Origin of the sequence: Gemmatimonas sp., assembly GCF_031426495.1 — a bacterium.
In the GTDB taxonomy this organism is placed as follows: Bacteria; Gemmatimonadota; Gemmatimonadetes; order Gemmatimonadales; family Gemmatimonadaceae; genus Gemmatimonas.
The window spans coordinates 72,642-95,516 of sequence record NZ_JANPLK010000077.1; the positions used below are offsets into that span (position 1 = coordinate 72,642).

Annotated in this window: 22 protein-coding genes; 7 read left to right on the forward strand and 15 right to left on the reverse strand. The window is 65.3% G+C overall.

What is annotated here, in order from left to right; all coding sequences use genetic code 11:
* The gene (locus tag RMP10_RS18880) at positions 1 to 1,287 is read right to left on the reverse strand and encodes a M20/M25/M40 family metallo-hydrolase (protein WP_310571658.1); all 1,287 of its coding nucleotides are present in this window, start codon (positions 1,285 to 1,287) and stop codon (positions 1 to 3) included.
* A gap of 107 nt (positions 1,288 to 1,394) precedes the next feature.
* Between RMP10_RS18880 and RMP10_RS18885 the strand changes: the two genes are divergently transcribed.
* Positions 1,395 to 2,522: a DUF4097 family beta strand repeat-containing protein gene (locus tag RMP10_RS18885; protein WP_310571659.1), complete on the forward strand. Its 1,128-nt coding sequence runs from the start codon at positions 1,395 to 1,397 to the stop codon at positions 2,520 to 2,522.
* A gap of 15 nt (positions 2,523 to 2,537) precedes the next feature.
* Positions 2,538 to 3,950 carry an MATE family efflux transporter gene (locus tag RMP10_RS18890; RefSeq protein WP_310571660.1) on the forward strand — a complete coding sequence of 471 codons (1,413 nt, stop codon included), beginning with the start codon at positions 2,538 to 2,540 and terminating at the stop codon, positions 3,948 to 3,950.
* On the opposite strand, the gene RMP10_RS18895 is transcribed toward RMP10_RS18890, so the two are convergent.
* The 4 genes from RMP10_RS18895 to RMP10_RS18910 are packed head-to-tail and all read right to left on the reverse strand — an operon-like array spanning position 3,901 to position 8,145.
* Positions 3,901 to 4,539: a hypothetical protein gene (locus tag RMP10_RS18895; protein ID WP_310571661.1), complete on the reverse strand. Its 639-nt coding sequence runs from the start codon at positions 4,537 to 4,539 to the stop codon at positions 3,901 to 3,903. The two genes, RMP10_RS18890 and RMP10_RS18895, sit on opposite strands and share 50 nt — an antisense overlap.
* Positions 4,536 to 5,876: a hypothetical protein gene (locus tag RMP10_RS18900; RefSeq protein ID WP_310571662.1), complete on the reverse strand. Its 1,341-nt coding sequence runs from the start codon at positions 5,874 to 5,876 to the stop codon at positions 4,536 to 4,538. The genes RMP10_RS18895 and RMP10_RS18900 overlap by 4 nt, the downstream gene beginning before the upstream one ends.
* Complete coding sequence (locus RMP10_RS18905) at positions 5,873 to 7,234, reverse strand: MATE family efflux transporter (RefSeq protein WP_310571663.1); 1,362 nt, start codon at positions 7,232 to 7,234, stop codon at positions 5,873 to 5,875. Before RMP10_RS18905 ends, RMP10_RS18900 begins: the two co-directional genes overlap by 4 nt.
* A complete protein-coding gene (locus RMP10_RS18910) occupies positions 7,231 to 8,145 on the reverse strand; it encodes a serine hydrolase (protein ID WP_310571664.1) in 915 nt (304 codons plus the stop codon). Before RMP10_RS18910 ends, RMP10_RS18905 begins: the two co-directional genes overlap by 4 nt.
* A 102-nt stretch (positions 8,146 to 8,247) precedes the next feature.
* Between RMP10_RS18910 and RMP10_RS18915 the strand changes: the two genes are divergently transcribed.
* The 4 genes from RMP10_RS18915 (at position 8,248) to RMP10_RS18930 (ending at position 11,398) form a co-directional block, all read left to right on the forward strand.
* Complete coding sequence (locus RMP10_RS18915; protein ID WP_310571665.1) at positions 8,248 to 9,270, forward strand: sugar ABC transporter substrate-binding protein; 1,023 nt, start codon at positions 8,248 to 8,250, stop codon at positions 9,268 to 9,270.
* Positions 9,267 to 10,205, forward strand: coding sequence for an ABC transporter permease (locus RMP10_RS18920; RefSeq protein WP_310571666.1), 939 nt, complete (start codon positions 9,267 to 9,269; stop codon positions 10,203 to 10,205). Before RMP10_RS18915 ends, RMP10_RS18920 begins: the two co-directional genes overlap by 4 nt.
* A complete protein-coding gene (locus RMP10_RS18925) occupies positions 10,202 to 11,023 on the forward strand; it encodes an ATP-binding cassette domain-containing protein (RefSeq protein ID WP_310571667.1) in 822 nt (273 codons plus the stop codon). The genes RMP10_RS18920 and RMP10_RS18925 overlap by 4 nt, the downstream gene beginning before the upstream one ends.
* Positions 11,024 to 11,113: 90 nt before the next feature.
* Entirely contained in the window at positions 11,114 to 11,398 is a 285-nt protein-coding gene (locus RMP10_RS18930; protein ID WP_309669458.1) for a hypothetical protein, read from the forward strand.
* A 45-nt stretch (positions 11,399 to 11,443) separates the two neighbouring features.
* Here RMP10_RS18930 and RMP10_RS18935 read toward each other — a convergent pair whose 3' ends face one another.
* The 7 genes from RMP10_RS18935 to RMP10_RS18965 all read right to left on the reverse strand — a co-directional run bounded on the left by RMP10_RS18935 (position 11,444) and on the right by RMP10_RS18965 (position 16,967).
* Positions 11,444 to 11,728 carry an FG-GAP-like repeat-containing protein gene (locus RMP10_RS18935; protein WP_310571668.1) on the reverse strand — a complete coding sequence of 95 codons (285 nt, stop codon included), beginning with the start codon at positions 11,726 to 11,728 and terminating at the stop codon, positions 11,444 to 11,446.
* Positions 11,725 to 12,108 (reverse strand): MBL fold metallo-hydrolase, encoded by a 384-nt coding sequence (locus tag RMP10_RS18940; protein WP_310571669.1) that lies wholly within the window; start codon positions 12,106 to 12,108, stop codon positions 11,725 to 11,727. Before RMP10_RS18940 ends, RMP10_RS18935 begins: the two co-directional genes overlap by 4 nt.
* A 27-nt stretch (positions 12,109 to 12,135) precedes the next feature.
* A complete protein-coding gene (locus tag RMP10_RS18945; RefSeq protein WP_310571670.1) occupies positions 12,136 to 13,020 on the reverse strand; it encodes a glycosyltransferase in 885 nt (294 codons plus the stop codon).
* Positions 13,020 to 13,946, reverse strand: coding sequence for a glycosyltransferase (locus RMP10_RS18950; protein ID WP_310571671.1), 927 nt, complete (start codon positions 13,944 to 13,946; stop codon positions 13,020 to 13,022). Before RMP10_RS18950 ends, RMP10_RS18945 begins: the two co-directional genes overlap by 1 nt.
* Positions 13,947 to 13,961: 15 nt before the next feature.
* A complete protein-coding gene (locus RMP10_RS18955; RefSeq protein ID WP_310571672.1) occupies positions 13,962 to 15,173 on the reverse strand; it encodes a radical SAM protein in 1,212 nt (403 codons plus the stop codon).
* Positions 15,174 to 15,501: 328 nt separating this feature from the next.
* A complete protein-coding gene (locus RMP10_RS18960; RefSeq protein WP_310571673.1) occupies positions 15,502 to 16,362 on the reverse strand; it encodes an N-acyl homoserine lactonase family protein in 861 nt (286 codons plus the stop codon).
* 44 nt (positions 16,363 to 16,406) lie between these two features.
* Positions 16,407 to 16,967, reverse strand: coding sequence for a Uma2 family endonuclease (locus tag RMP10_RS18965; protein ID WP_310571674.1), 561 nt, complete (start codon positions 16,965 to 16,967; stop codon positions 16,407 to 16,409).
* Positions 16,968 to 17,166: 199 nt separating this feature from the next.
* On the opposite strand from RMP10_RS18965, the gene RMP10_RS18970 reads away from it, so the two are divergent.
* Complete coding sequence (locus RMP10_RS18970; RefSeq protein ID WP_310571675.1) at positions 17,167 to 18,234, forward strand: hypothetical protein; 1,068 nt, start codon at positions 17,167 to 17,169, stop codon at positions 18,232 to 18,234.
* Between the two features lie 7 nt (positions 18,235 to 18,241).
* On the opposite strand, the gene RMP10_RS18975 is transcribed toward RMP10_RS18970, so the two are convergent.
* From RMP10_RS18975 to RMP10_RS18985, 3 genes are all read right to left on the reverse strand, one after another.
* Positions 18,242 to 18,646: a hypothetical protein gene (locus tag RMP10_RS18975; protein ID WP_310571676.1), complete on the reverse strand. Its 405-nt coding sequence runs from the start codon at positions 18,644 to 18,646 to the stop codon at positions 18,242 to 18,244.
* A 104-nt stretch (positions 18,647 to 18,750) separates the two neighbouring features.
* The gene (locus RMP10_RS18980; RefSeq protein ID WP_310571677.1) at positions 18,751 to 20,961 is read right to left on the reverse strand and encodes a PQQ-binding-like beta-propeller repeat protein; all 2,211 of its coding nucleotides are present in this window, start codon (positions 20,959 to 20,961) and stop codon (positions 18,751 to 18,753) included.
* Between the two features lie 10 nt (positions 20,962 to 20,971).
* A complete protein-coding gene (locus tag RMP10_RS18985) occupies positions 20,972 to 22,786 on the reverse strand; it encodes a HupE/UreJ family protein (protein WP_310571678.1) in 1,815 nt (604 codons plus the stop codon).
* Positions 22,787 to 22,875: the final 89 nt, after the last annotated feature.

A 22,875-nucleotide genomic window follows, 5' to 3' on the forward strand; every position in this document is an offset into this window, starting at 1 on the left:
TTACATCTTGGTCGCAGGCTTCAGCGTCGCACCAGCCAGTCGGCCTACGCCACCAAGCGTGGTCTGCGCGGCGTTCAAGCCCAGACGGAAATCTTTGTCGGTATAGGTGGACCATACGTCGGTGGGCTGGTGCCAGTGCGGGTTCCAGCCGTTGCCTGTCTGCGTGCCGCGCTCGTTCTCGCGCAAGCTGATCGCGGGAATGAGGTCCTGGAACGGTCCCGAGTCGGTGTTGGTCATATGAGGACCCACCTGCGCCGGATAGTCGGTGGCGTACTTCGTGTTGGATTGGTGCAGCGCCCACGCCAGCTCCGACGACGCCTTCCACATCTTCGAGTTGATCTGGAACTCGATGTTCACGTCCGCTTCCGGACGCTGATCCTTGGCCATGGTGCCGTCGGCCTTCGGCATGCCGTGATCCCACATCATCATGTCGTGCTGGATCATGCCGAGCCACTTGGGTTCCGGATACTTGCCCGACCCCTTCGGCTCTTCGATACCCTGCAACTTCGCGCGCTGTTCGATGTACGCGCGCGCGCCGTTTAAGCCGCTCTCCTCGTTATTCCACAGCACGAAGCGAATGGAGCGCTCGGTCTGCACGTCGGGGCTGCTGAAAATCCGCGCCAGTTCCATCACGAGTGCGGTGCCGGAGCCGTCGTCGTTCACGGCCTCGCCCCAGCCGATACCATCCATATGCGCACCCACGATGTACATCTCTTCCGGATGCGTCGTGCCGACCTTCGTGCAATACACTTCCTGACGCTCGCCCGGCGTGCTCGGCTCGGCGTTCAACGCGCGCAGCTTCGGGTCGGGCTGCAACAGCGAGTCGTTGTTCACACCGGTGCGCGTGCGAATACCGCGGTTGCGCCCACCGCCGGATGCCTGCGTGGGCGGCGGGCCGACACGACGGAGCGGCGGCTGACCGGCCGCGGGCGGCGTGGCGGCAGGCGGTGCAGCCGGGCGCTCGGCCAAGGTGGGCGGTTCGTAGCGATAGATGATGCGCTCGGTGTTCGAGCAGCCGTAGCTCTTGAGCTGCGCTTCGATCCAATCCACCGCATCGCGGTTGCGCTTGGTGCCCTGCTTCCGGTCGCCGAACTGCGTGAGTCCCTTCAGCGTGGTCTTGTACTTCTCCAGGTCGAGGCGCGCGACCATCAACGCGACCGGATCGGCAGAGTCGATCGGGGCAATCGCCGTCGGCAGCACCTGCTTCTGGGCGAGAGCGGGCGACGCCGTCAGGACGGCCACGACGGCCGAGAGGGACAGGGAAGTGAGCGTGCGCATCGTACGCATGATGTGGCGAGTGGAAAGGAAAACGTGGCAAAAACGTGGCGGGACCTTCAAACCATTCTGACGGACCGGGGCATCCAAGCGTTGAGGTCACTTCTCAATACCTTCCCATGAGCCCCATGTTTATCGCCTCTTCAAGCTCCGCCCGGTCGACGTCGTGCGCAACCGGCTTCGGCCGGCGCCTCTCGGCCTTGATTGCCGTGGCGACGTTCGTGCCCGCCGCACTGACCGCACAGACCGAGCGCCGCACACTTAGCGGTTCGCAGGTGGCGCTCTACAACGTGGCCGGCGAGGTCCGCATCGTGCGCGGCGACCGGCGCGACGTGCAGTTCGAGATCACCATGCGGGGACGGGACGCGAACCGCCTACGCATCGAGACCGGCACCGTACGCGGATTGCCGACCCTGCGCGTGATCTATCCCGACGACGATGTGGTCTATCGCGGCGGCCCCGAGCGGCGGTGGGGCGGCAGTACCGAAACGCGGATCCGCGACGACGGGACGTGGGGCGGCGACGGATGGCGCGATCGCGACGGCCAGCGCGTGCGCGTGAAAACGTCGGGCAGCGGCCTCGAGGCGTGGGCCGACATCCGCGTGCTGGTCCCCAACGGCACGGCGCTCGACAGCTATCTCCTGGTGGGCGAGATGAGCGCCACCGACGTGGATTCCGATCTGCGTCTCGACGTGGCGTCGGCGCGCGTGTTTGCCACCGATACCCGCGGCACACTGATCATCGATGCCGGGTCGGGTGGCGTGTCGCTGCGGGGCACGCGCGGTCGTCGCCTGAGTGTCGACAACGGATCGGGCGGGGTCTCTCTGGATCGCGTGGCGAGCGACGAGTGCACGGTTGATACGGGCTCCGGCGGCGTCACGGCCACGGAGCTGTCCTGCAAGCGCCTCTCGGTGGATGTCGGCTCGGGCAGTGTGCGACTCGGGAGCGTGTCCTCCAACGACGTGTCGGTTGATGCCGGCAGCGGTGGCGTCTCGATCGACATGGTGTCGTCTCCATCGTCGGTCACTGTCGACGCCGGCTCCGGTGGCGTCACGCTGGCACTGCCCGAGAATTTCGGTGCCGAAGTGGATATCGAAACGGGGAGCGGCAGCATCACCACCGATTTCGCGGTGCGCACGCGCACCCTGGAACGGCGCCACCTGCGCGGGACGATCGGCAATGGCGCAGGACGTGTCGTGGTGGAAACCGGATCCGGATCCGTCCGCTTGCGCCGATCGACGATGTAGTTGAGCCTTCGCGCCATGCATGAATTGGCGCAGGACCACGACACGCGGTCGTGGTGGCAGGCAGTGCGCGGCGCGCTGCGCGGCACAACGCACGACTACACGACCGGTCCGATCGGGCGCTCCATTTTCCTCCTCGCCATACCGATGGTGCTGGAGATGATCATGGAGAGCCTGTTCGCGCTCTCCGACGTGTTCTTCGTGGCGCGACTCGGTGCGAGCGCGGTGGCCACCGTGGGGCTCACCGAGTCGATGATGATCGTGGTCTACACGATTGCGATGGGGTTGGCGATCGCCGGCACGGCAGTGGTGGCGCGACGGGTGGGCGAGCGTGATGCCGGTGGTGCCGCGCGCGCGGCCGTGCAGATGATCACGCTTGGTGTGATGGCGTCGGTGGTGATCGGTATGGTCGGCGCGCTGGCAGCCCCCGCGCTGCTGCGCGCCATGGGCGCGACCGATGACGTACTCGCCACTGGCACGATGTTCACCCGCGTGTTGTTGGGCGGCAGCGGCACGGCGTTTCTGCTGTTCGTGATCAATGCGGCGTTTCGTGGCGCCGGCGACGCGGCGGTCTCCATGCGCGTGTTGTGGCTGGCCAACGCGATCAATATTGTGCTAGGCCCCATGCTCATTTTTGGTGTGGGGCCGTTTCCCCAACTCGGCGTAACCGGCGCGGCTATCGCGACGACGATCGGCCGCGGCACCGGCGTGTGCTACGCCCTCTGGCGGCTCACCCGTGGCTCCGGGCATCTGCGCGTCACGCGCGAGCATTTGGTGTTCGAGTGGGACACCATGCGCTCCATGCTGCGCCTGTCGGTGAACGCCACCTTTCAGGTGCTGGTGGGCAGCTTGAGCTGGATGGTGCTCATCCGCCTCATGGCATCGTTCGGCAATGCCGCGATGGCCGGCTACACGATCGCCGTGCGCATGATCATGTTCGCGATGCTTCCCGCCTGGGGGCTCGGCAACGCCGCCGCCACCATGGTGGGGCAAGCGCTTGGCGCGCGGAATCCCGATCGCGCCAACGCCGCCGTATGGACCGCAGCGCGCTATAACGTGGCCTTTCTCGGGCTCATGGGCGCCATCTTCGTGCTCTTCGCACGGCCCATCGTGGCCGGCTTCACGACCGATCCCGCGGTCACCGAGGTGGCGGTGTTCGGCCTTCGCGTCATGGCCGCCGGGTTTCCGTTCTTCGCCTTCGGCATGGTGCTCACCCAAGCCTTCAACGGCGCCGGTGATACGCGCACACCCACCAACATCAACATCGCCGTGTTCTGGGCGTTCGAACTGCCGCTGGCGTGGCTGCTCACCACGCAGACGGCTATGGGCTCACACGCCGTGTTCGTATCGGTCTTGGCCGCCTACACGCTGCTGGCGGCGGTCAGTGCGGTGATGTTCCGCAGGGGGGCGTGGCGCACGCAGCGGGTGTAGCGGGGGTGGTGGTGGTTGCGCTGTCGGGAGAGAGCGCCGCGCGAAGGGATCCTATCAGCGACCCACGATTGCCGAAGTCCCAGCCGGCACCATAGCGCAGATCGGCGATCACGAATTGCGGGCTTTTCGGATTCGCATTGGTTCTCGGCACGATCACCAGGGTGTCCGTCCACCTGACCGTCGGCGGCTGCATCGCGTTGGTGAACGCCATCACGGCGAAGGTGGTGTCGCCGCGCTTGGCGAGACTCCGAATGCCGAACGACGTGTTGCCCTCGAATAGACTGCCGAACAGGTCGCCCTCCGTGAAAGGCGGTTTCTCGCCGGGTGCGCGGCGCGACGCATCATCACGTGCGTGGCGCGCCTTAACGAGCAAACCTACCAGTGTGGAATCGAGGTACGGCTGCACGGCATCGAGCGCGAGCGAGTCGGGAACACCGTCTACGCCGAGACCATCGAGCAGCGTGTAGAACTGCGCGGCCATTTCCGACGGCGACGAGGGCGCGGACGGTCGGCAGCCGGCCACGGCTGACAGCGTCAGCGCCATGGAGGCCGCAGCCAGACGCAGGCAATGATGGAACGGCGTGTTCACTTCGGGCTTCCCGGTTTCGCTCTGTTTGGCACCCGCGACGACAGCGGCGCCGGCGTATACGATGGCACGAATCGACATCCTTTGGCCGGATCGTACGTGGGCTCAACGCGTGCACACGACGCGGCGACGGCCTTTGGTGTTGGTGTGGCGCCCCGCTCCACCCACGCCAACAGCGCGTGCATGGCGCTCACGTACTGGGCGTCGCTCAGGTAGCTGTGCTCGCTGTCCTGCGTGAACAGCTGCACCAGCGCCTTGGCTCGGCCCGCGCGCTCCATGGTGTGACGGAACGTACTCTCGAGCTCGACGAACGCAGTGGGATCGTCGATGGCGTGCATCGTGAGCACGGGCACCGGAATACGACCGGTGGGATCGGCATCGGCCGATAGTGTAGCAACCGCTACAGAATCAGCGAGGTAGCGCGCGATCTTGTCATTCAGCGCCGCACCACCGGCGTAGGTCACGCCAGTGGTCGTGAACGGATTCGCACCGCTCGTCCGCTTCGTCACGATATCCTGAAAGTGCCAGGTACCCCAGTTCAGGTGTGCGATCAGTGTGCGCTCGGGTACGCGCACCGCGGCGAGAATCGTAGCCAGATGTTGCGCCTGCTCTGGCGAGCGCGCGGCCGCCGGCTTCCGTACCCCGGTGCACGCGTCCACGCGATCGGCCAACTGCCCGCGCGTGAGCTTCGCGCCTACGGGCAAGCCGTGCCACAACGGATACTGCGGTTCGTCGGCCCGCGGATGATCGCCACACACCGCCTGATACACCACGCGCAGATCCATCCGGAAGTCGTACGATAAGCTGGCTCCACCCAAGACGCCGCTCGTGAGCAGCACGGCATCGTACGGAACGCGTCCCTGCATATCACGCGCCCCGAACAGCTCCGCCGTACGCGCCGCCACGCCGGCGCCCCACGACTGCCCGTGCAGAATCGTGCGCTCGGGCCGGCCGAACTGCGCGATGAATTGCTGCAGAGAGCGCTCCACGTCTTCCGCCGCCGACCGTACCGCGACACCACCTTGGCGATACGTACTGGCCACCACGGCGAAGCCCATGCGCGTCCAGATATTCCACCGCGTGAGATCGTCGGCACTGCCCTTGGCGTCGGGGACGCCGAGGTCGGGCCCGCCATGCGCGTGCACCACCAGTCGCCTCTTCCACGGCGTCGGCATCGCGATCCAGTAGAACGCGCCGGTGCTGTCCTTGCCCAGTGAGCACTGGACGGTGGCGGGGATACCGTCGGGACACGGCGTCGGGACGGCGCGCGTCTCCTGCGCGCCTAGGGATCCGATCGCCAACGCCACGAACACGACGGCTCGTCGAGCGTAACGCATCATACCGCCAGCCGGGCCGTGGCCATCTTCAACTCCTTGCGCTGGAGCTCACCGCGCAACAGCCACAGCGTGAATGCCGCCTGCAGCGTCATCGTGATCACCGAGAGATACCACACCTGCTTGATCTGAAAGCCCGGGCGATGCGACAACCACCACACCGGCACAGCGAACGTGATGAGGCGCGTGGCACTGGCGATCAGCGACGGCACGGTATTGCCGAGTGCTTGGAACATGCCACCACACGTGAAGCCCAAACCGGACGCCACGAAATTCCACGAGATCGTGCCCAGGAACTGCGAGGCCACGGCAATCACTGCTGCTTCCTTCGTGAATCCCTGCACCAGCAGTTCGGGACGCCACTGACACAGCAGTGTGAGCAACGCCATGGGGATGCTGCCCATGATCGCCGCCCACTTGAACGTGTCGCGCACGCGGTCGAGGTGACCAGCGCCCATGTTCTGCCCAGCCATCGGCGCCGCCGAGAACGCCACCGCCATTGCTGGCAGGAACATCGACTGCATGAGGCGCGACCCGATGCCATAGCCGGCCTGCGCCTCTGGGCCGAACTGCTTGATGGCCGTGTAAATCACCGCCGTGAATACGAACATCAGGGCGAACTCGGCACCCGGCGGCACACCGATCTTCAGCATGCGCGTGAGCACGTCGGTGCGCACCGAAAGCAGCTCGCGCTTGAACGTCACGTAATGTTCGAGTCGCACGAAATACACCGCCGTCGCAATCACGCCGATGGCGATGGCCAGTGAACTCGCCAGCCCCGCGCCCGCGACACCAAGCGGCCGCCCGGTGCCCCACCCCGCAATGAAGATCGGCGCGAAGATGATATTCAGCACGACCGTGAGCATCTGCACCAACATGCCGGGCTTCACGATGCCGGTGCCGCGCAAGGCACTGCCCATGGATACCAGCGCGAACTGCAGCGCAAGCCCTGGGATGTACCAGCGCAGGTACGACGTACCGGCGGCGATGGTCTCAGCGTTCGAACCAAGCGCGCTCATGTAGCGGCCGCACAGCGCATACCCGAAGATCAACGTCCCGATGCCGCACACAAAGGCCCAGAGCACGCTCTGATTGAACACCAGATTCGCATCGGGTTGATCCTTGCGGCCCACCGCGTGCGCAATAAGCGCCATCGTACTCACGCCGAGAATCTGCGTGAACGACATGATGATGAACTGCACATTGCCGGCGGCACTCACGCCGGCCACGGCTGCGTCGCCCAGTCGCGCCACGAAGAAGAGGTCGACGAGGAAGTACAACGTCTGGAAAATCATGCCGAGCGCCATCGGCACCGCGAGGCGCACGATGTGGCGAGGGATGGAACCGGTGGTGAGATCGTTCACTTGGCGAGCCACTCCCAGAGGATACGTGAGCAATCCGCCGTGAGTGCGTCGGCGACGGCGGGATTCGCGATGTTGCGCGTGAGGATGGCGATGGCATACGGCGCCTTCCCCGGCGGATACACCAGCCCCGCGTCGTGACGCGTCGCCGTGATGCTGCCGGTCTTGTGCGCCACGCGCGTGCCGGGCGGCAATCCTGCCGGGATCTGCGTGTTGAACGCCTGCTGTTCGAGAATCCGGAGCATGTCGGCCGTGGCCGTGCTGTCCCCCAGCCGCCGCGATTGCAGTGCGACGAACAGCATCACCAGATCGCTGGCGGTGGTCACGTTGTTCATGCCCTTCCGGAAGGCCGGCGTATCCTCCACGCCACGTAGCACCACGGTGTTCCGGGCGCCGAGCTCACGTGCGAGCGACGTGATCTTCGCGGGCTCGAGCAACGTGATCAGCGTGTTCGTGGCCAGGTTGCTGGAGTGCGTGATCATGCGCTCGGCCAGCCAGCGCAGCGACACATCCTGTCCCACGCGCGCGTACACCGTGCTGTCGCTGTCGTCGGCCGGGTCGAGCACATAGGTGGACGAGTCGGCAATCGATCGGAACTGATTCGTGAGGCGGATCGACTGCTCGGGGCGCAGCCGACCCTTGGCGAACGCGTCGAATAGCGCGAAGAGCACCGGCACCTTCATCATGCTGGCGGCGTGGTACACCGTGTCGGCGTACAGATCGAAGGCACGGCCGCGCTCGAAGTCGCGCATCGAAATGGAGACCTGCGCCCCCGGCACCTTCGCCACGCGCGCCCAGATCTCCTGCCGCACCGACAACGGCTTCTGAGGGCCGAGCAGGCGGCAGCCGGTGCCACCGACCACCGTCAGTATCACCACCAGCGCCATCAGGAATCGAATAGACAATCGTCTCATGGTGGGAAGGCTGTCACTCGCACGGGCGCACCGCAATCGTCCGGCGCAATCACCCGTGGCCTCTCTTGCCCAATTCGCAATTGCGTGCTGATTTCCTCCCCTATGCGCATTCTTGCCCTGCCCCGATTCTCGACCCAGCGCCTGATCGCCCTGGCCCTCCCGCTGCTCGTCGCTTGCTCGCCCAAGGCGGACGACAAGCCGGTAATCGGACTGATCACGAAGACCGCGTCGAATCCGTTTTTCGTGAAGATGAAGGAGGGTGCCGAACAGGCCGCTGCCGCGCAGGGGGCGACGCTGATCGCCGCTGCCGGTCGCAGCGATGGCGACAACGCCGGCCAGGTCACGGCCATCGAGAACCTCATGGCCGCCGGTGCCAAGGCCATTCTGATTTCCGCCAGCGACTCGAAGGCCATTGTGCCCGCCATCAGGAAGGCGCGGGACGCCGGCATTCTGGTGATCGCCCTCGATAGCCCGACCGATCCGGTCGACGCCACCGACGCGCTGTTCGCCACCGACAACTACAAAGCCGGACAGCTGATCGGCCAGTACGCCAAGGCACGCCTTGGGGCGACACCGGCTAGGATCGCCACGCTCGACCTCATTCCTGGGCATCCCACTGGGGCGCAGCGCCACAACGGATTCCTGAGCGGCTTCGGGCTCCCGTCGTATGAGAAGGCGCGCAACGAGCTCGCGCAGCCTCCGGAAGTGGTATGCATGACCGACGCGATGGGCGATCAGGCCAAGGGGCAGACGGCCATCGAGAATTGCCTCCAGGCGCATCCCGATATCAACGTCGTGTACACGGTGAACGAGCCGTCGGCGGCGGGCGCTTTCACCGCACTCAAGAATGCCGGCAAGGAGAAGGGCGTGCTGATCGTCTCGGTCGATGGGAGCTGCCGCGGCGTGCAGCATGTCGTGGACGGCACACTCACCGCGACGGCGCAACAGTATCCGCTGCGCATGGCCGAGTTGGGCGTTGAGGCAGCGATGACGTTCATCAGGTCGGCCAAGAAGGCGAGTGGCTACGTCGACACCGGCGTGCAGTTGATCGCCAAAGACAGTGTGGCCGGCTTGGCAAGCCTTGGCGCTGAGAAGGCACTCGGGGTTTGCTGGGGCGACAAATGATCACTCGGCGGCTGGCCTTCGCCGGTCCGCTGGTCGCGCTACTGCTCGCCTGCCTCTTTTTTGCGCTGCAATCACCGCGATTCCTGACCGGCGCCAATCTGTCGCTGGTGCTGCAACAAGTCATGGTGGTCGGCGTGCTGGCCGTCGGGCAAACGCTGGTCATTCTCACCGGCGGTATCGACCTCGCCTGCGGCATGATCATGGCGCTCGGCTCAATTGTCATGAGCATGCTGGCGGTGAAACACGGTTGGCATCCGGCCATGGCCATCGCCGGCGGCATGGGTGTCACGACAATCGCCGGCATGATCAACGGCCTCCTCGTCACGCGCATCAAGCTGCCGCCGTTCATCGTCACCCTCGGCACGATGAACATCGCCTTCGCCGTCACGCAGCTCGTGTCACGGGCGCAGACGTTTACCGACCTGCCGCCGCTGCTCACGTGGCTCGGGAACAGCGTGCGCGTGGGCAACACGCCAATCGCCTACGGTGCCCTCGCCATGCTGCTGCTGTACGGGCTCGCGTTCGTCGTGCTGCGCGAAACGGCGGCCGGGAGGCACGTGTATGCGGTGGGCAACAATCTCGAAGCCGCGCGATTAGCCGGCATCAGGACCAACCGCGTGTTACTCAGCGTGTACGCACTGTCTGGGCTGTGCGCCGGCGCGGCGGCGTTGCTGTCGATCGCGCGCACCGGCGTCGGCGATCCGCAAAGCGGGCAAACGGAGAACCTCGACACCGTCACCGCCGTGGTGCTGGGCGGCACGAGCCTGTTTGGCGGACGCGGCATCGTAGTGGGGTCACTGGTGGGCGCACTCATCGTGGGCGTGTTCCGCAATGGACTCACGCTGATGGGTGTGTCGTCGGTGTATCAGATTCTGGTGACGGGTGTGCTGGTGATTCTGGCCGTGGCGACTGACCAGTGGTCGAGGAAAGCGTGAGTACCCCCAACGCAACGGCGCCGATGGTGCTGGAAGGGCACGGCCTTGTGAAGCGCTATGGCCAGGTAACGGCACTCGATGGCACCGACTTCGAAGTGCGCGCGGGCGAGATCATGGCCGTGATCGGCGACAACGGTGCGGGCAAGTCGTCGCTTATCAAGGCGCTGTCGGGCGCCATGATTCCCGACAGCGGCGAGATCTGGCTGGACGGCGCGCGCGTGCACTTCGGCGGGCCCATAGACGCCCGTCGCGCGGGCATCGAGACCGTGTACCAGGATCTCGCGCTGGCGCCGGCGATGTCGATCGCGGAGAACCTATTTCTGGGGCGCGAGCATCGTCGGACGGGACTTGCAGGGTCGCTGCTGCGACTCATCGATCGCCCACGCATGCAACGTGAGGCGGCCGAACATTTGCGCGAGCTCGGCATTGGGATTCGCTCCATCACGCAGGCCGTGGAGACGCTCTCCGGCGGACAGCGCCAAGGCATCGCCGTGGCGCGCAGCGTGGCCTTCGCGCGACACGTGGTGATTCTGGACGAACCTACGGCTGCGCTCGGCGTGAAAGAGAGTGGTATGGTGCTCGACCTCATCACGCGGGTGCGCGACTGCGGGTTGAGCGTGATCCTCATAAGTCACAACATGCCGCACGTGTTTCAGCTGGCTGATCGGATTCACATTCAGCGGATGGGGCGTCGGGCGGCGCTGGTGAACACGCGCGAGATCACCATGGCGGATGCGGTGGCGGTGATGACGGGGGCAACCGGTTGGCCGGCGCCTCGCGTGGCGGAAGCCGATCAGGCTGCGTGGCCTTCAGCCTAATCGACGCAACGGGATCGACGCTCGGAGAGCACCAGCAACGCAGGCGACGATCTCGGCACCGGTTGTGCACTGCACGCAGCGTCGGCGGCGATGCGAACTACGCGTCCCACGAGCCCGGCATTGAACAGCGTACACGACTTCACGGCGGAGATCACCATGGCGCGCACGAACGACGACTCGGGGAAAGGCAAAGGTCACGCGAAGGAACGGCAGGGAATGTCGGGCGGGCGCGGCGGACCCGGTAAGACGGGCAGCACCAAGTCGCAGCATGCGAAGAAGGAAGCCAACGGGTATGGCTCTACCGGTTCAAAGAGTTCCGGTGGCAGCGGGTCGTCGGAGTCGTCCGGCGGCGGGCACGGCGGCACGCACGGCTGAGAGGGCCCGCCCCCCCACCTCACTCCGTATGATCCGGCACTCCAGCTAAGGCCGGTTCTCATACCATTTGAGATTTGCAGTCGCACTCCCGATGCAGATCACGTCAGGTCGCGTATCGCCGTTCAAGTCCGCGACCGCACAGCCAGCCGCAGCCATTCCACCAGCGTCGAGCGGCGTCTTCGACCACGAGTCGGTGACGTCGTTCTCGAGCCGGCAGAGGCATACGCCCCGTTTTCCACCACGTTCGCCCACGATGATGTCGTCGCGACCGGTGCGCGAAAAATCACCCGCCGCGATCGCGTGACCGTCGACGATGGTCGAATCAATCACATGAGGCTCCCATGCGCCGTCGTGGTGCCGGTACACCACGACCTGATGGCCGTGCCACGGCTCGATGGTGGCGATGAATCGCTCGGCCCCGATGCGGCCCACCGCGACGTCGCTCGTACCGCTCTTGGGCCACGCGGCGGGGTCGCCAGCGACGCGACGGGTCGATCATGCTGAATGATCACCGTCGCCTTGCGATTCTTCGCGATCCGCGTGAAGCGATCGATACTCGCGAGCGACGCCGCACGATCGGTGTTGAAGGTGGGCACTCCGTCGCTCTCGTAGTTCTCGCGGACGTGCGACAGGTCTCCGGTGATCAGTACGGGCCCCATCTCACGCAGCTTCACCAGCAGACCATGATGACCGGATGTGTGTCCCGGCATGTTGAGGATCAGCGCCTCGCCGGTGCATCACAAACCTGTCCAGCGTGCCCCACTCGGACCTTCGCCAAGTATGGAGCCGACGGCTTCACCAATTGACCATGCGCCGAGCAAGATCGACAGCGCAGGCAGCGCCCGCAGCAGCTGCGGAGTCTGGCCCGCCGCGCCGACTTCGCGGGCGATTCGTGACAGCAGGACCGCCGGAATGCCTGGGCTGAGAGCCGTTCGGGTCAACCGCGTCAGCAAGCCGTGACCTTGCACGCGCCCGCCGCCGTAGAGTCGGCCGTGATGGAATTGCGCCGCGGCCGCGCGACGCACGTCGGTGGTGCTGTGGTCGAACATCACCGCGTCGGGCACCCGCCAGAATCGTGCACCGGCTGCGCGCAGCCGCGCGTGCAGCGCCACTTCAAATAGGCCGTCGGCATCTGCAGGCAGCACGGCGCGCAACTGCGCCGCGTCGTACGCCACGTTGATCGACGGAAGGTCGCCGACCGTGCCCTCAGGCCCGCCGCGAAAGAAGCGTCCGTACTCGATCAAGGTCAGCGCCCAGTCCGCAGCGCTGCCCGTGCGGCGTGCTACCGGTCCGCCGACGACGGCAGCGCCTTCACGCCGATGCGCTTCGATCAACGCCTCGACCCAGCCGGGCGCCGGCACACAGAAGTCCTCGGTCAGCGCCACCAGCCCGCCACGCGCCGCGCGCATCCCCAGCAGGCGCATCTGCGGTATCGTGCTGCCTACCCGGCACTTCACGACACGCGTGTTCGGCGTGATCGGCGATCCCGCGTCGCGCGCCGTCGCCAACAGCAATTCGATTCGTCCCGTCTGTAGTGCCGGACCGAGCACGTGAAGAAGCCCGGTCGGCGGCCCCGACGGCCGCGACCCGGCGACCACCACACTCATCGCCGGCGTTGCCACTAGTACAGCTCCTGGCACGAACGGCCGGGTCCGAACCAGTAGCCGAGCCATTCGCCCATGCCCCAGCACGCACAGACCCCGCACAGCGCGAGCGCGGCTCGAGGCAGTAGGCGGCGATTCGCGGGGTGCTGCCAAGCGCGGCGGAGATGTCGAGACATCAGCAACGGCGGAACGGCGGGTGCGAAAAGGCGAAACAACCATTTTTCCCCGTGCGGTGCCCGTCGCACGCGCGTCGCGCCGAAGCAGCGGCCGTAGTGAAATCGCCGCACGCCGAACGCCATGAATGCGTAGTTCGTCAGGTGCCGCACGCGCATCGATGGCCTGATCACCAATCTGCCGCCCGCGGCGCGGATGCGCTCGTGTACGAATGGCTTGTTGAAGCCCTCCGCGGCCAGGATGTCTGCACAGGTGTCCGTCAACGCTGCCCGCCGATACGCGACGTTGTTGCCGGGGAGATCGCCCTGCGTGTCTCCCGGAGTCACCGGCGGATTGAACGCGCCGTACTCGAACAAATAGGCAGACACGTTCCCGGCGCTATCCGAGCCCGCCTGCAGGACGACGCCGCCCACGGCCGTCACGCCCGGATCGGCAAAGCCCGCGATGATCTGGTCAGCCCAGTCCGGGTCAGCCGCGTCGCTCGGGTCGAGCATCGCGACGAAATCGCCTTCGGCCTGACGGATGGCGGCCGCCTTCAGCGCCGGCAGGTTTCCACCCGGTAGCGAGATGTGACGCGCCTGCGGCAAACAACGATGCCGAATCGTCGCCATGCTGCCATCCGGACTACCGTCCGCGAGAATAACGTCCAGCTCCGACGCCCCGTGCTGAGCCGCGAGCGAGCGAAGCACCTCCTCGAGCGTCGCGGGCGGCATGCGCGCGGCCACGACCACGCTGAGGCGCTTCGGCTGACGAATGGGCGCGGCCGTCATGTGTTCGATGCGCGGCTAGGCTTCGCGGTGCACGTCCGCGTCCGCTGCCGAGTTGCTCTCAGTCGCCAGACGTTCGGGCACTCCCAAGCTCTCGGGGGCAGGCGCCACGGCAAAGCTGTCCGCCGAGTAGCCGGGATGTTCCTTGGGCTCTTCCCAGACCCGCCCGCCGACCATCGAGCGCACCAAAGGAACGGGCTGAAACGCGATGCTCGGCCACAGGAACACCTCGGTCGTGCACCAGCATTTCTTGGCGCTGATCGACTCGCGGAGCTCACGTGCCTTGGGCGAGTTCCACAGTTCCCGAAACGATGACTGTCGCAGGTTGCCCAGTGGTTCATGCATCTCGCACACGGAGACGTCGCCGTTGGCATACACCACGCCCGCCAGCACGCCCGCCTTGCACGGAACGACCTGCCGACTCTGCAGCACGGACTCGGTTTTGGCCCACTGCAACATCGGTTCGATGATCGCGCCGAACCTGCCTTCGTCGCGATCGCGCCACACCGTCCGCACATGGTCGGAGAGCGCTCGATAACGATCGATCGGCGGCGTCAGCAGCTTGGGATCCTTTCGGTCGCCTCGGATGATCGCCAGATTGTGGTGATCCATCTGCGGACAGCGCTCGTGCAGATACTCGGTCAACTTCCAGATCTCGCCCATGTTCTGGTTGGTGGCCGTCGAAATGGAGTGAATGCGCAGCCGTGGATCTTCGCGCTGCAAGGCGGCGAGCATCTCGTAGGTTTCCATCGCCTTCTCGAACGACTTGTCGTTGCCGCGGAACTTGTTGTGGTACTCCGGCATCCCGTCGAGCGAGATCTCGCAGGCGAACAGCATCAAGTCTTTCTCTTCGAGCACGCTACGCAACGCCGCTTCGGTCTTGTCCGTGAAGTAGCCATTGGTTGGCACGTAGACCTGCCGGACCCCATTGTTGCGTACGAATGTGCGAACGATCTCCGCAAACTCCTTGCGAATGAAGGGCTCGCCACCCGACAGATTCAAGTTGTCGATCGGGCCGAGTTCGGCGCTCAGTTTCTTGATTTCGTCGAGCGTCAGGTCGTCGCGCTGATTCAGTTCCCGCCAGTAGAAACAGTGGTCGCAGGTCAGGTTGCAGATCGAGTTGATGAACAGCACGAGAAACGGCGGCGTGGTACCATCAACGGGCAGGTAGGCGTCGCGCGTCAACCGCAGGTGTCTACGAACGCGGTCGGTGAGAGCAGGTTGTTTCATGGATTCTCGGTGCATCGCACCACGGGCGAGCGGTGTGCGGTGGCCCAAGGTTTCGTACAGCTTGGGCTCAAGGGCAACTGTAGGATCGGCATGGCGCATCGGCGTGCTGCACCCACGGCGCCGAAAGATCCTCGCCTGCGGCGACCAGCAACTAGACGATTCGGGATAGAAAATTCAGTCTAGGTGGCTGTAATGTAGGCCGCGGTCCCCTGCCTCGGTAGCATCGGTGCGCGCGCTTGTCGGCGGCTTCGGTGTCCGCCGTTGGGCCCTCGAACTTGTCGGAGCCCGGTGGCCACGGCGCGATCGTCCGCGGTCCCGCGTGCCGGAGCTACTTCGCCGCCGCCGGAAACACGGGCAGCTTGGTCACATCCCGCTGATCATGCTGGATGATGACGGTGGCTTTGAGATTCTTCGCGATCCGCTTGAAGCGATCGATACTCGCCAGCGTGGCCGCGCGATCGGTGTTGAAGGTGGGCACTCCGTCGCTCTCGTAGTTCTCGCGGAAGTGCGACAGATCGCCGGTGATGAGCACCGGCCCCATGTCGCGCAGCTTCACCAGCAGACTGTGATGACCCGGTGTGTGTCCCGGCATGTTGAGGATCATCACGGAGCCGTCGCCGAACACGTCCTTGTCGGCCGCGAGCGGCTCCACCTTGGCTCCGCCGCTGATCCACGGCGCGAAGTTCGCGGGATTCGTGGCGGCGGCGAGTTTCGGATCGTTGAGCGCCTCCCAGTCACCTTTGCCGATCAGCAGCGTGGCCTGCGGAAAGAGCCTGGTCTGCCCGGTGTGGTCACCATGATAGTGACTGATGCCGACGTACTTCACACTCGCCGTCGGCAACTTCAACACGGCCAGCATGTCCACCAGGCTCTGCTTGGGCGCGGTGGCGCCGGGCCCCATGGCGAACCCGGTATCCCAGATCAGGTAGTCGTCGTTGTGGCGCACGAGGTAGCAGCTGTAGGTGAGCTGCACCATGAGTCCACTGAAGGCGAACGTGTCGGAGAACCGCAGACCCACGTCGGTAGGAGGCGCGTTCGTGCCGCACGACATGCGGGTGAGCGTGACCGTGGGAGCAGCTTGGGCCGCGACGTGGGCCGTCGGCGAAGCGAGGGCAGCCACGAAGCTGGCCACGCTTAGTGCAAAGGCCGGACGCAGGCGTGCAGTGACGGTGCGGAGGGAGCGAGTCATGCGAACATCTCGGCCAGAGTAAAGAGTGAAGCGCCTCCCGGAGGCTACCGGAAGGCGTGTTCGAAAAACGACGGCAGATCGAGCACGAAGGACTCCGCCATGCCCTGCGGCTGCCAGCGCAGCGTCGTGCTGAGCACCTCGCCAGGATCGGCCGCGCCACTCCATCGCGAGATGTTGCGCGCCTCGGGGTGCACCACCCAATACTCGCCGACGCCCTCGCGCAGGTACAGATCGCGCTTGATCTGGTAATCGAGCAGCGGATTGGACGGCGACACGACCTCGACGGCCAGCAGCAGGTCGCGCAGATGGTAGGGGTACGGGGCGCGCTTTCCGTTGACACGCTTCACCACGAACACGTCGGGCTGCACGCGATTGCGATTGCGTTCGCCGCGCCAGACGTCGCTGGGTGAAATCATCACCTTGCCGACATCGCTGTTGACGAAGTACGCGGACAGGCGATAACTGAGCTCGCGCGCGACGTCCTCATGTCCCTCGTTGGGCGAGGGAGTCACGTGGAGCACTCCGTCGATGAGCTCGTAGCGCTGGCCGTCTTCAGGCAGTGCGTCGAGCATGTCGATGGTCCAATCGGCGACCAGGGCGGGCATGGCCATAAGCTGCGATCCTCGGCGCGGGGTTGGCAAGTACGCATCGCCCATCATGCCGCGCGGGCTCGTCATCTCCGTCACCGATGCTACGCACGCGCCATCATCTGGCGTGACCGCTGCTTCTGCCCCCAAGTTACAGCAGCCCGATGGCACGCCCGCGTACACAAAGCCGTCCGCCCCACCTCCCGCCCCTGCCCTCATGCGCCGTCTTGCCATCCTGCTCGCGCTCGCCTCGTCGAGCGCCTGCGTGCACGCTCCCGCGCAAATCTCCGCGCAGTCGTCCGCGACGATGCCGGCGGTCAATGACCTGCCCAATCCGTATCGTACCGTGACCGGGTGGGCCAAGATGCCCGAGGGACGCACCTGGGGCTCCACCAGTGCCGTGGCCATCGACAAAGACGGCAAGAGCATCTGGGTGGCTGAACGGTGCGGCGTGAACAACTGCGCGGGCTCGCCGCAACCGTCGGTGCTCAAGTTCGACGACAAGGGCACGCTCGTCACCAGCTTCGGCGCCGGCCTGATCCTGTCGCCACACGGCATTCACGTGGATAACAGCGGCAACGTGTGGGTGGTCGACTGTGCCTGCACACTGGGCGCCGCCGCCACCGCGCCGGCCAACGCGGGCAAGGGGCACCAGATCTACAAGTTTTCTCCGAAGGGCGAGCTGCTCATGACGCTCGGCACGCCCGGCGGCGGACAGCGCGACACGTCGTACTTCTGGCAGCCCAACGCCGTCATCACGGCATCCAACGGCGACATCTTCGTGGCCGAGGGGCACTCGTCGCGCAACACCTCGAACGCGCGCGTGCTCAAGTTCGACCAGAGCGGCAAGCTGCTCAAGACATGGGGCTCGTGGGGCCAAGGCCCGACGCAACTCGATCAGCCGCACACGCTGGCGTTTGACTCGAAGGGACGCCTGTTCGTCGGCGATCGCGGCAACGACCGCATCATCATCGTCGATCAGGACTTCAAGGTGCTCGACACGTGGTACCAGTTCAGCCGCCCGAGCGGCATCTACATCGACAAGAACGATGTGATCTATGTGGCCGACTCGGAGTCAGGCTCAGTGAACCCGCCGCACGTCGCGTGGAAGCGCGGCATGCGCATCGGCAGCGCGCGCGACGGCAAGGTCACGGCGTTCATTCCCGACCCCGACGACAAAGCCCCCAGCACGAGTTCGGCCGAGGGCGTGGCGGTTGACGCGGCAGGAAACATCTACGGCGCCGAGGTGGGGCAGAAGGCGCTGAAGCGCTACGAGAAGAAGTAGTCGGGCGTTACGGTCGCGCCACCACGAAGTTCACGATCAGCGAATCCGCATCGGGATCGCTGATCGACAGACTGTCGCGACGCACCGTGATGGCCGGAAAGGTTTCGCGCACGCCAGCCGTGACCGTGACTTTGACGCATCCTATGAACGGTATTCCTGGCGTGGGGAACCCACCACGATACCGGCCGTTGGCGTCTGTATTCGCGGTCCCATATGTGCTCGCCGAACCGGAGCAGCTGCCTTTGTAGGACGTGATCGCGACCATCGACGGGGCCACGGGCAGCCCAGCGCCATCGACCACGCGACCCACGACGCGAACCGTGGGATATCCGTCCTCGATGTCCGTGATCGATTCGCACGACAGCAATGCCGTGCAGCAGAATGCCACACAGTACTTCATCGATCTCATCACGACGCCTCCGTGTCATTTCTTCAGGGTGCTCTCCGAAAACAAACGCCCCTGGCATTGATCTGCCAAGGGCGTTTGCCATTCCGTGACCGCTCGCAGTAGCGCCCTTACTTCTTCACCGGCAGCGCCAACGCGGTGAGCTGCGTTTCGTTCTCCGCACCACTGGCGAACACGATGTACTGACGCCCCTTGTGCAGGAACGTCATCGGCACGGCCGTCGTCTTCGACGCAATCTCCACGGCGCCTACCTGCTTGCCAGAGGTCTTGTCGAGCGCGTACAGCTTGGGTGCCTCACCCGGCGCGCCACCGCTGCGGCCCGTGCCATAAATCAACAGCGTCTTGGTCGTGATCGCCTGCGCCTGACCGCGACCGCCTTGCGGCGGCAACGTAACACCGGCAAACAGCGGATCACGGCTCGTGACTTTCAGCATGCCGGCGTTCGGTGCCCACCACGACTTGTCGCCGCTCTTCATGTTGTACGCCGTGATGCCGCCGAACTCCTTGGGCTTCACGATCGACACACCACCGATGATCGAACCACCGGCGCGCGCCGCGAAGTCCCCACCGCGCTCACGCACGGGGCCTTCGTATCCCGGCGGCGCGGGCATTGCGCCGAGCAGGCCGCAGCTGTTGCGCGGCGAGCTGTAGTCGAACTCCGAGCACGGATCCTTCTGCAGCTGCGCGGTGCTCATGCCGGTGATCGACGCCACGTACATCATGCCGGTTTCCACGTCCACCGTGGCCCCGCCGTCGATGTTCACGCCACCACTCGCACCGGGCGCATACCACGAGCACTTGAATCCCGTGCTCCCCTTCCCGTCGGCAGCGGCCGGCGGAATGAAGTACGGGCCCATGCGGCACCGCTTGGCCATCTTGAGCGCCGAGTCCTTGATGGCTGGCGTGTAGTCAATGAGATCGGCTTCTACGAGGCCCTGCTGCGAGTACGCCGCGGGCTTGCTCGGAATCGGCTGCGTCGGCGACGAAATCTCCCCCGGCACGTCGCTCTTCATCACGGGCGTCTCGACCATCGGCCAGATGGGCTCACCGGTGGCGCGATCGAAGGTGTACACCCAGCCCTGCTTCGTGGTCTGCGCAATCACCTTGCGCGGTTTGCCGTCGACCGTGATGTCCATCAGGTTTGGCGCCATCGGCGTGTCGTAGTCCCAGATGTCGTGATGCACCATCTGGAAGTGCCACTTGCGAAGACCCGTCTTCGCGTCGAGCGCCACGAGTGAGTTGCCATACAGGTTGTTGCCGGGGCGATGTCCGCCGTATTCATCCATCAACGGCATACCCACCGGGATGTACACGAGACCGAGCTGTTCGTCGGCCGCGTACGGCGCCCAGGCGTCGTTCTTGCCCACACCCTTGGTGCCGTTCTTCGATCCGTTCTTCCACGTGTCGGCGCCGAACTCACCGGGCTGCGGCACGAGGTTGAACTTCCACGCCTGACGACCGGTGCGAACATCGAATCCGCGCACGGTGCCGGTCACGTTATGCGAGCGAATCGGGTAGTAGCCGTGAATCGACGAGTTGCCCAACACGATCATGTTGCCCACCACCATTGCCGGTGAACTGGCAGCGATCTGGCCGGCCGCGGGGTCGAGGCCCACCGTCCCGTCGGCGCCGATCTTCTTGATCGGGTCCCACGTTTCGCCGGGCTTCGCTTTGCGCATCGGCGCGGCGTCGGAGATGATGAGCGGCCCCGAGTCATCGACGGCCAGCGGCACCATGGGGTAGCCCAAGCCGTCCATCAAATCGACGACACCGTTCTTGCCGAACAGCGGATCGGGCTTGCCCGTCTTCGCATCGAGCGAAATCAGGTGATAGCCCGGCGTCACCAACAGCACGCGTTCAATGCGACCGTCGGTCCAGTACGACAAGCCACGACCGGCGAACTGACGCGGCGCCTTCTGCCAGCGAATGCCTTCGTCCAGGCGATACATCCACAACGTCTCGCCCGTTTCCGGGTCGAGTGCGGTGGCGACGCGACGCGTGCTGGCCACGGTGAACAACCGGCCGTTCGCGAAGATCGGCGTGGTGCGATAGTACTCGTCCTTGCCGAACGCACTGGCCTTCCACTCCCAAGCCACCTGCAGCGAATCGAAGTTGCTGGCGTTCACCTGCTCGAGCGGCGAGTAGCGCGTGCTCCATTGGTCTGCTCCCCAATGGCGCCATTCGCCATACGCGTTGCCGCGCACGAGTGGCTTGCCCTGTTGCGCCACCGTGGGAGCGACACGCGTGAACGTGGCGCCGACAACCGCGGCGCCCGCGACCAGCGCAAAGCCGACGAGCCGTTTGGTCCTGCGTTGCATCATCTGATCTCCGTCAAAACTGCGGGACGAGTCTGAACCTGCGTACTTCCCAACGATCTTCCAACGGCGACGGCGCGTGATTCGGCGCATTGTTCGGCGCATGACTTGGCGCCGCATCGATACGCACTGCCTTCAACCAATCCGGCTCGGCATTCAACTCCACCTTACCCGCCGGCATGCCGTTCAGCTTGAGGATATAGGCCGTCACCCACACATATTCGGCTTCGGTGAGCGTACCCGGCGCCGATTTGGGCATCAGATTGCTCAGGTAGCCATACAACTCCGACAGCGGACGCCCGAACCACCGCAGTTCGAACGCCGGCCCCATGTGCGATGCCGTGGTGTGGCAGCCCAGGCAGGCGCCGTTGAACACGTTCTTGCCTTTCGTGGCCTGCGCGACCGTGTACACGCCCTGCATGGTCGTCTTGGGAGCCTGCGCGCGACTCGTGCGCGGGGCCACGAGTGCGACGCCGCACAACAACACGAGGCCAGTCGCCGCCGCCTTCGACGCGACGCGCGCGCCCGACAGCCGGCGCATCACACCCGATATCCCCCACGCCACACCGATCACGATCAACACACCCATCGCTCCCCGCAGGACATCCGCCAGAAAAAGAGCATCGAGCACCGGCGGCGTAAACCGGTAGCTCCGCAAAGTGGCCGCGCGCTCGAGCAGCCAATGCCACGCTTCGTGCGTGATGAACGCCGAGGCGATGATCACACCCATGCGTTCTGGTACACCGCGCGCAAACATCCAGCGCAGCGCCGGTACCGCGACGGCCAGCACGGCCAGCTGCGCCAACTCCACGCCGACATTAAAGGCCGCCAGTGAGGTGAGCAGGTGCGAGCCGGCAAACTGCAGCTGGTCGCGCAGCGCTGCCGAAAATCCGAAGCCGTGCACCAGGCCGAACGCAAACGCAATCATCCAACGCTGCTGCACGCGGGCGCCCACGACGTTCTCGAGCGCCATGTACACGATAGACCCGGCAATGAGCACTTCCACCAGCGGCGGAAACCAGAGCACGGTCGGCGCGAACCCCATGGCCGACGCTACCAGCGTGATCGAATGCGCAATCGTGAACGCGGTGACGACACCCACCAATGGCCGCATGGCGCGTATGGGCAGCACCAGGCAGAGCACGAATAACAGATGATCGATGCCGCTGACCATGTGCTCCATGCCGGTGACCACGAACCGCCCCGCCGCATGCCACCAGCGGGGATCGAGTCGCACCGCGCCTGGGTCGCCGTCGAACGTGATGACCCGCGCGGTGCCGTCGTTCAGGACCAGCGTGACCACCGTGGTGGTACGTACCCCGAGGTGCGCCCATTTGGGCTCGAGCACGAGGTCCGCGCCGTTGCCCACCACGATGCCCGCGGTCGGCACGTCGAGCAACACGTCGAGCATCACCTGCCCCACCGGAATATCGGTGCTGGCCGGCAAGGGAGATTCCCGCACCGCGCGCAGCGCGCTGTCGTACGAGTCAAAGGCACGATCACTTGGCAGCGCCGCACGCACGGCGATCACGTGCGGCGCTCCCAACGCGCGATCACCAACCCGCAGCCGCAGTCCGTCAGCAATCCACAGCTGCGCCGCATCGCGCAGCGTGGGTTCGGCCCGTGCCACGTCCAGCAACCCCGCACCACGCGTGGGGAACGACACGTCACGCATGCTTTCGAGCGGGACACGCACCAGCAACCTCACGCGCGCGCCGTCGGGCTTCACGTAGCTGCGCACGACCACGCTCGCCGGCACTTCATGCGCATGCGCACGATGTCCCGGCACGAGAACCAGCAGCAGAACGAGAAGGGAGTAGAGAAAGGGCATCGCGAAGAGGGCGTCGATTCTCTGGACAGGCGGGAGATGCAAGGTTACTAAAGGTGGGAGATGCGGCCATGCCGCAATCGATCGAACAT

Coding starts and splice junctions, on each gene's coding strand:
- RMP10_RS18965 (WP_310571674.1), bottom strand. CDS start 16,967: ATGCCCGCCCTGGTCGCCGATTGGACCATCGACATGCTCGACGCACTG.
- RMP10_RS18955 (WP_310571672.1), bottom strand. CDS start 15,173: ATGAAACAACCTGCTCTCACCGACCGCGTTCGTAGACACCTGCGGTTG.
- RMP10_RS18900 (WP_310571662.1), bottom strand. CDS start 5,876: ATGATGCGTTACGCTCGACGAGCCGTCGTGTTCGTGGCGTTGGCGATC.
- RMP10_RS18915 (WP_310571665.1), top strand. CDS start 8,248: ATGCGCATTCTTGCCCTGCCCCGATTCTCGACCCAGCGCCTGATCGCC.
- RMP10_RS18920 (WP_310571666.1), top strand. CDS start 9,267: ATGATCACTCGGCGGCTGGCCTTCGCCGGTCCGCTGGTCGCGCTACTG.
- RMP10_RS18885 (WP_310571659.1), top strand. CDS start 1,395: ATGAGCCCCATGTTTATCGCCTCTTCAAGCTCCGCCCGGTCGACGTCG.
- RMP10_RS18890 (WP_310571660.1), top strand. CDS start 2,538: ATGCATGAATTGGCGCAGGACCACGACACGCGGTCGTGGTGGCAGGCA.
- RMP10_RS18985 (WP_310571678.1), bottom strand. CDS start 22,786: ATGCCCTTTCTCTACTCCCTTCTCGTTCTGCTGCTGGTTCTCGTGCCG.
- RMP10_RS18980 (WP_310571677.1), bottom strand. CDS start 20,961: ATGATGCAACGCAGGACCAAACGGCTCGTCGGCTTTGCGCTGGTCGCG.
- RMP10_RS18960 (WP_310571673.1), bottom strand. CDS start 16,362: ATGACTCGCTCCCTCCGCACCGTCACTGCACGCCTGCGTCCGGCCTTT.
- RMP10_RS18940 (WP_310571669.1), bottom strand. CDS start 12,108: ATGCCGGGACACACATCCGGTCATCATGGTCTGCTGGTGAAGCTGCGT.
- RMP10_RS18970 (WP_310571675.1), top strand. CDS start 17,167: ATGCGCCGTCTTGCCATCCTGCTCGCGCTCGCCTCGTCGAGCGCCTGC.
- RMP10_RS18910 (WP_310571664.1), bottom strand. CDS start 8,145: ATGAGACGATTGTCTATTCGATTCCTGATGGCGCTGGTGGTGATACTG.
- RMP10_RS18930 (WP_309669458.1), top strand. CDS start 11,114: ATGCGAACTACGCGTCCCACGAGCCCGGCATTGAACAGCGTACACGAC.
- RMP10_RS18950 (WP_310571671.1), bottom strand. CDS start 13,946: ATGACGGCCGCGCCCATTCGTCAGCCGAAGCGCCTCAGCGTGGTCGTG.
- RMP10_RS18880 (WP_310571658.1), bottom strand. CDS start 1,287: ATGCGTACGATGCGCACGCTCACTTCCCTGTCCCTCTCGGCCGTCGTG.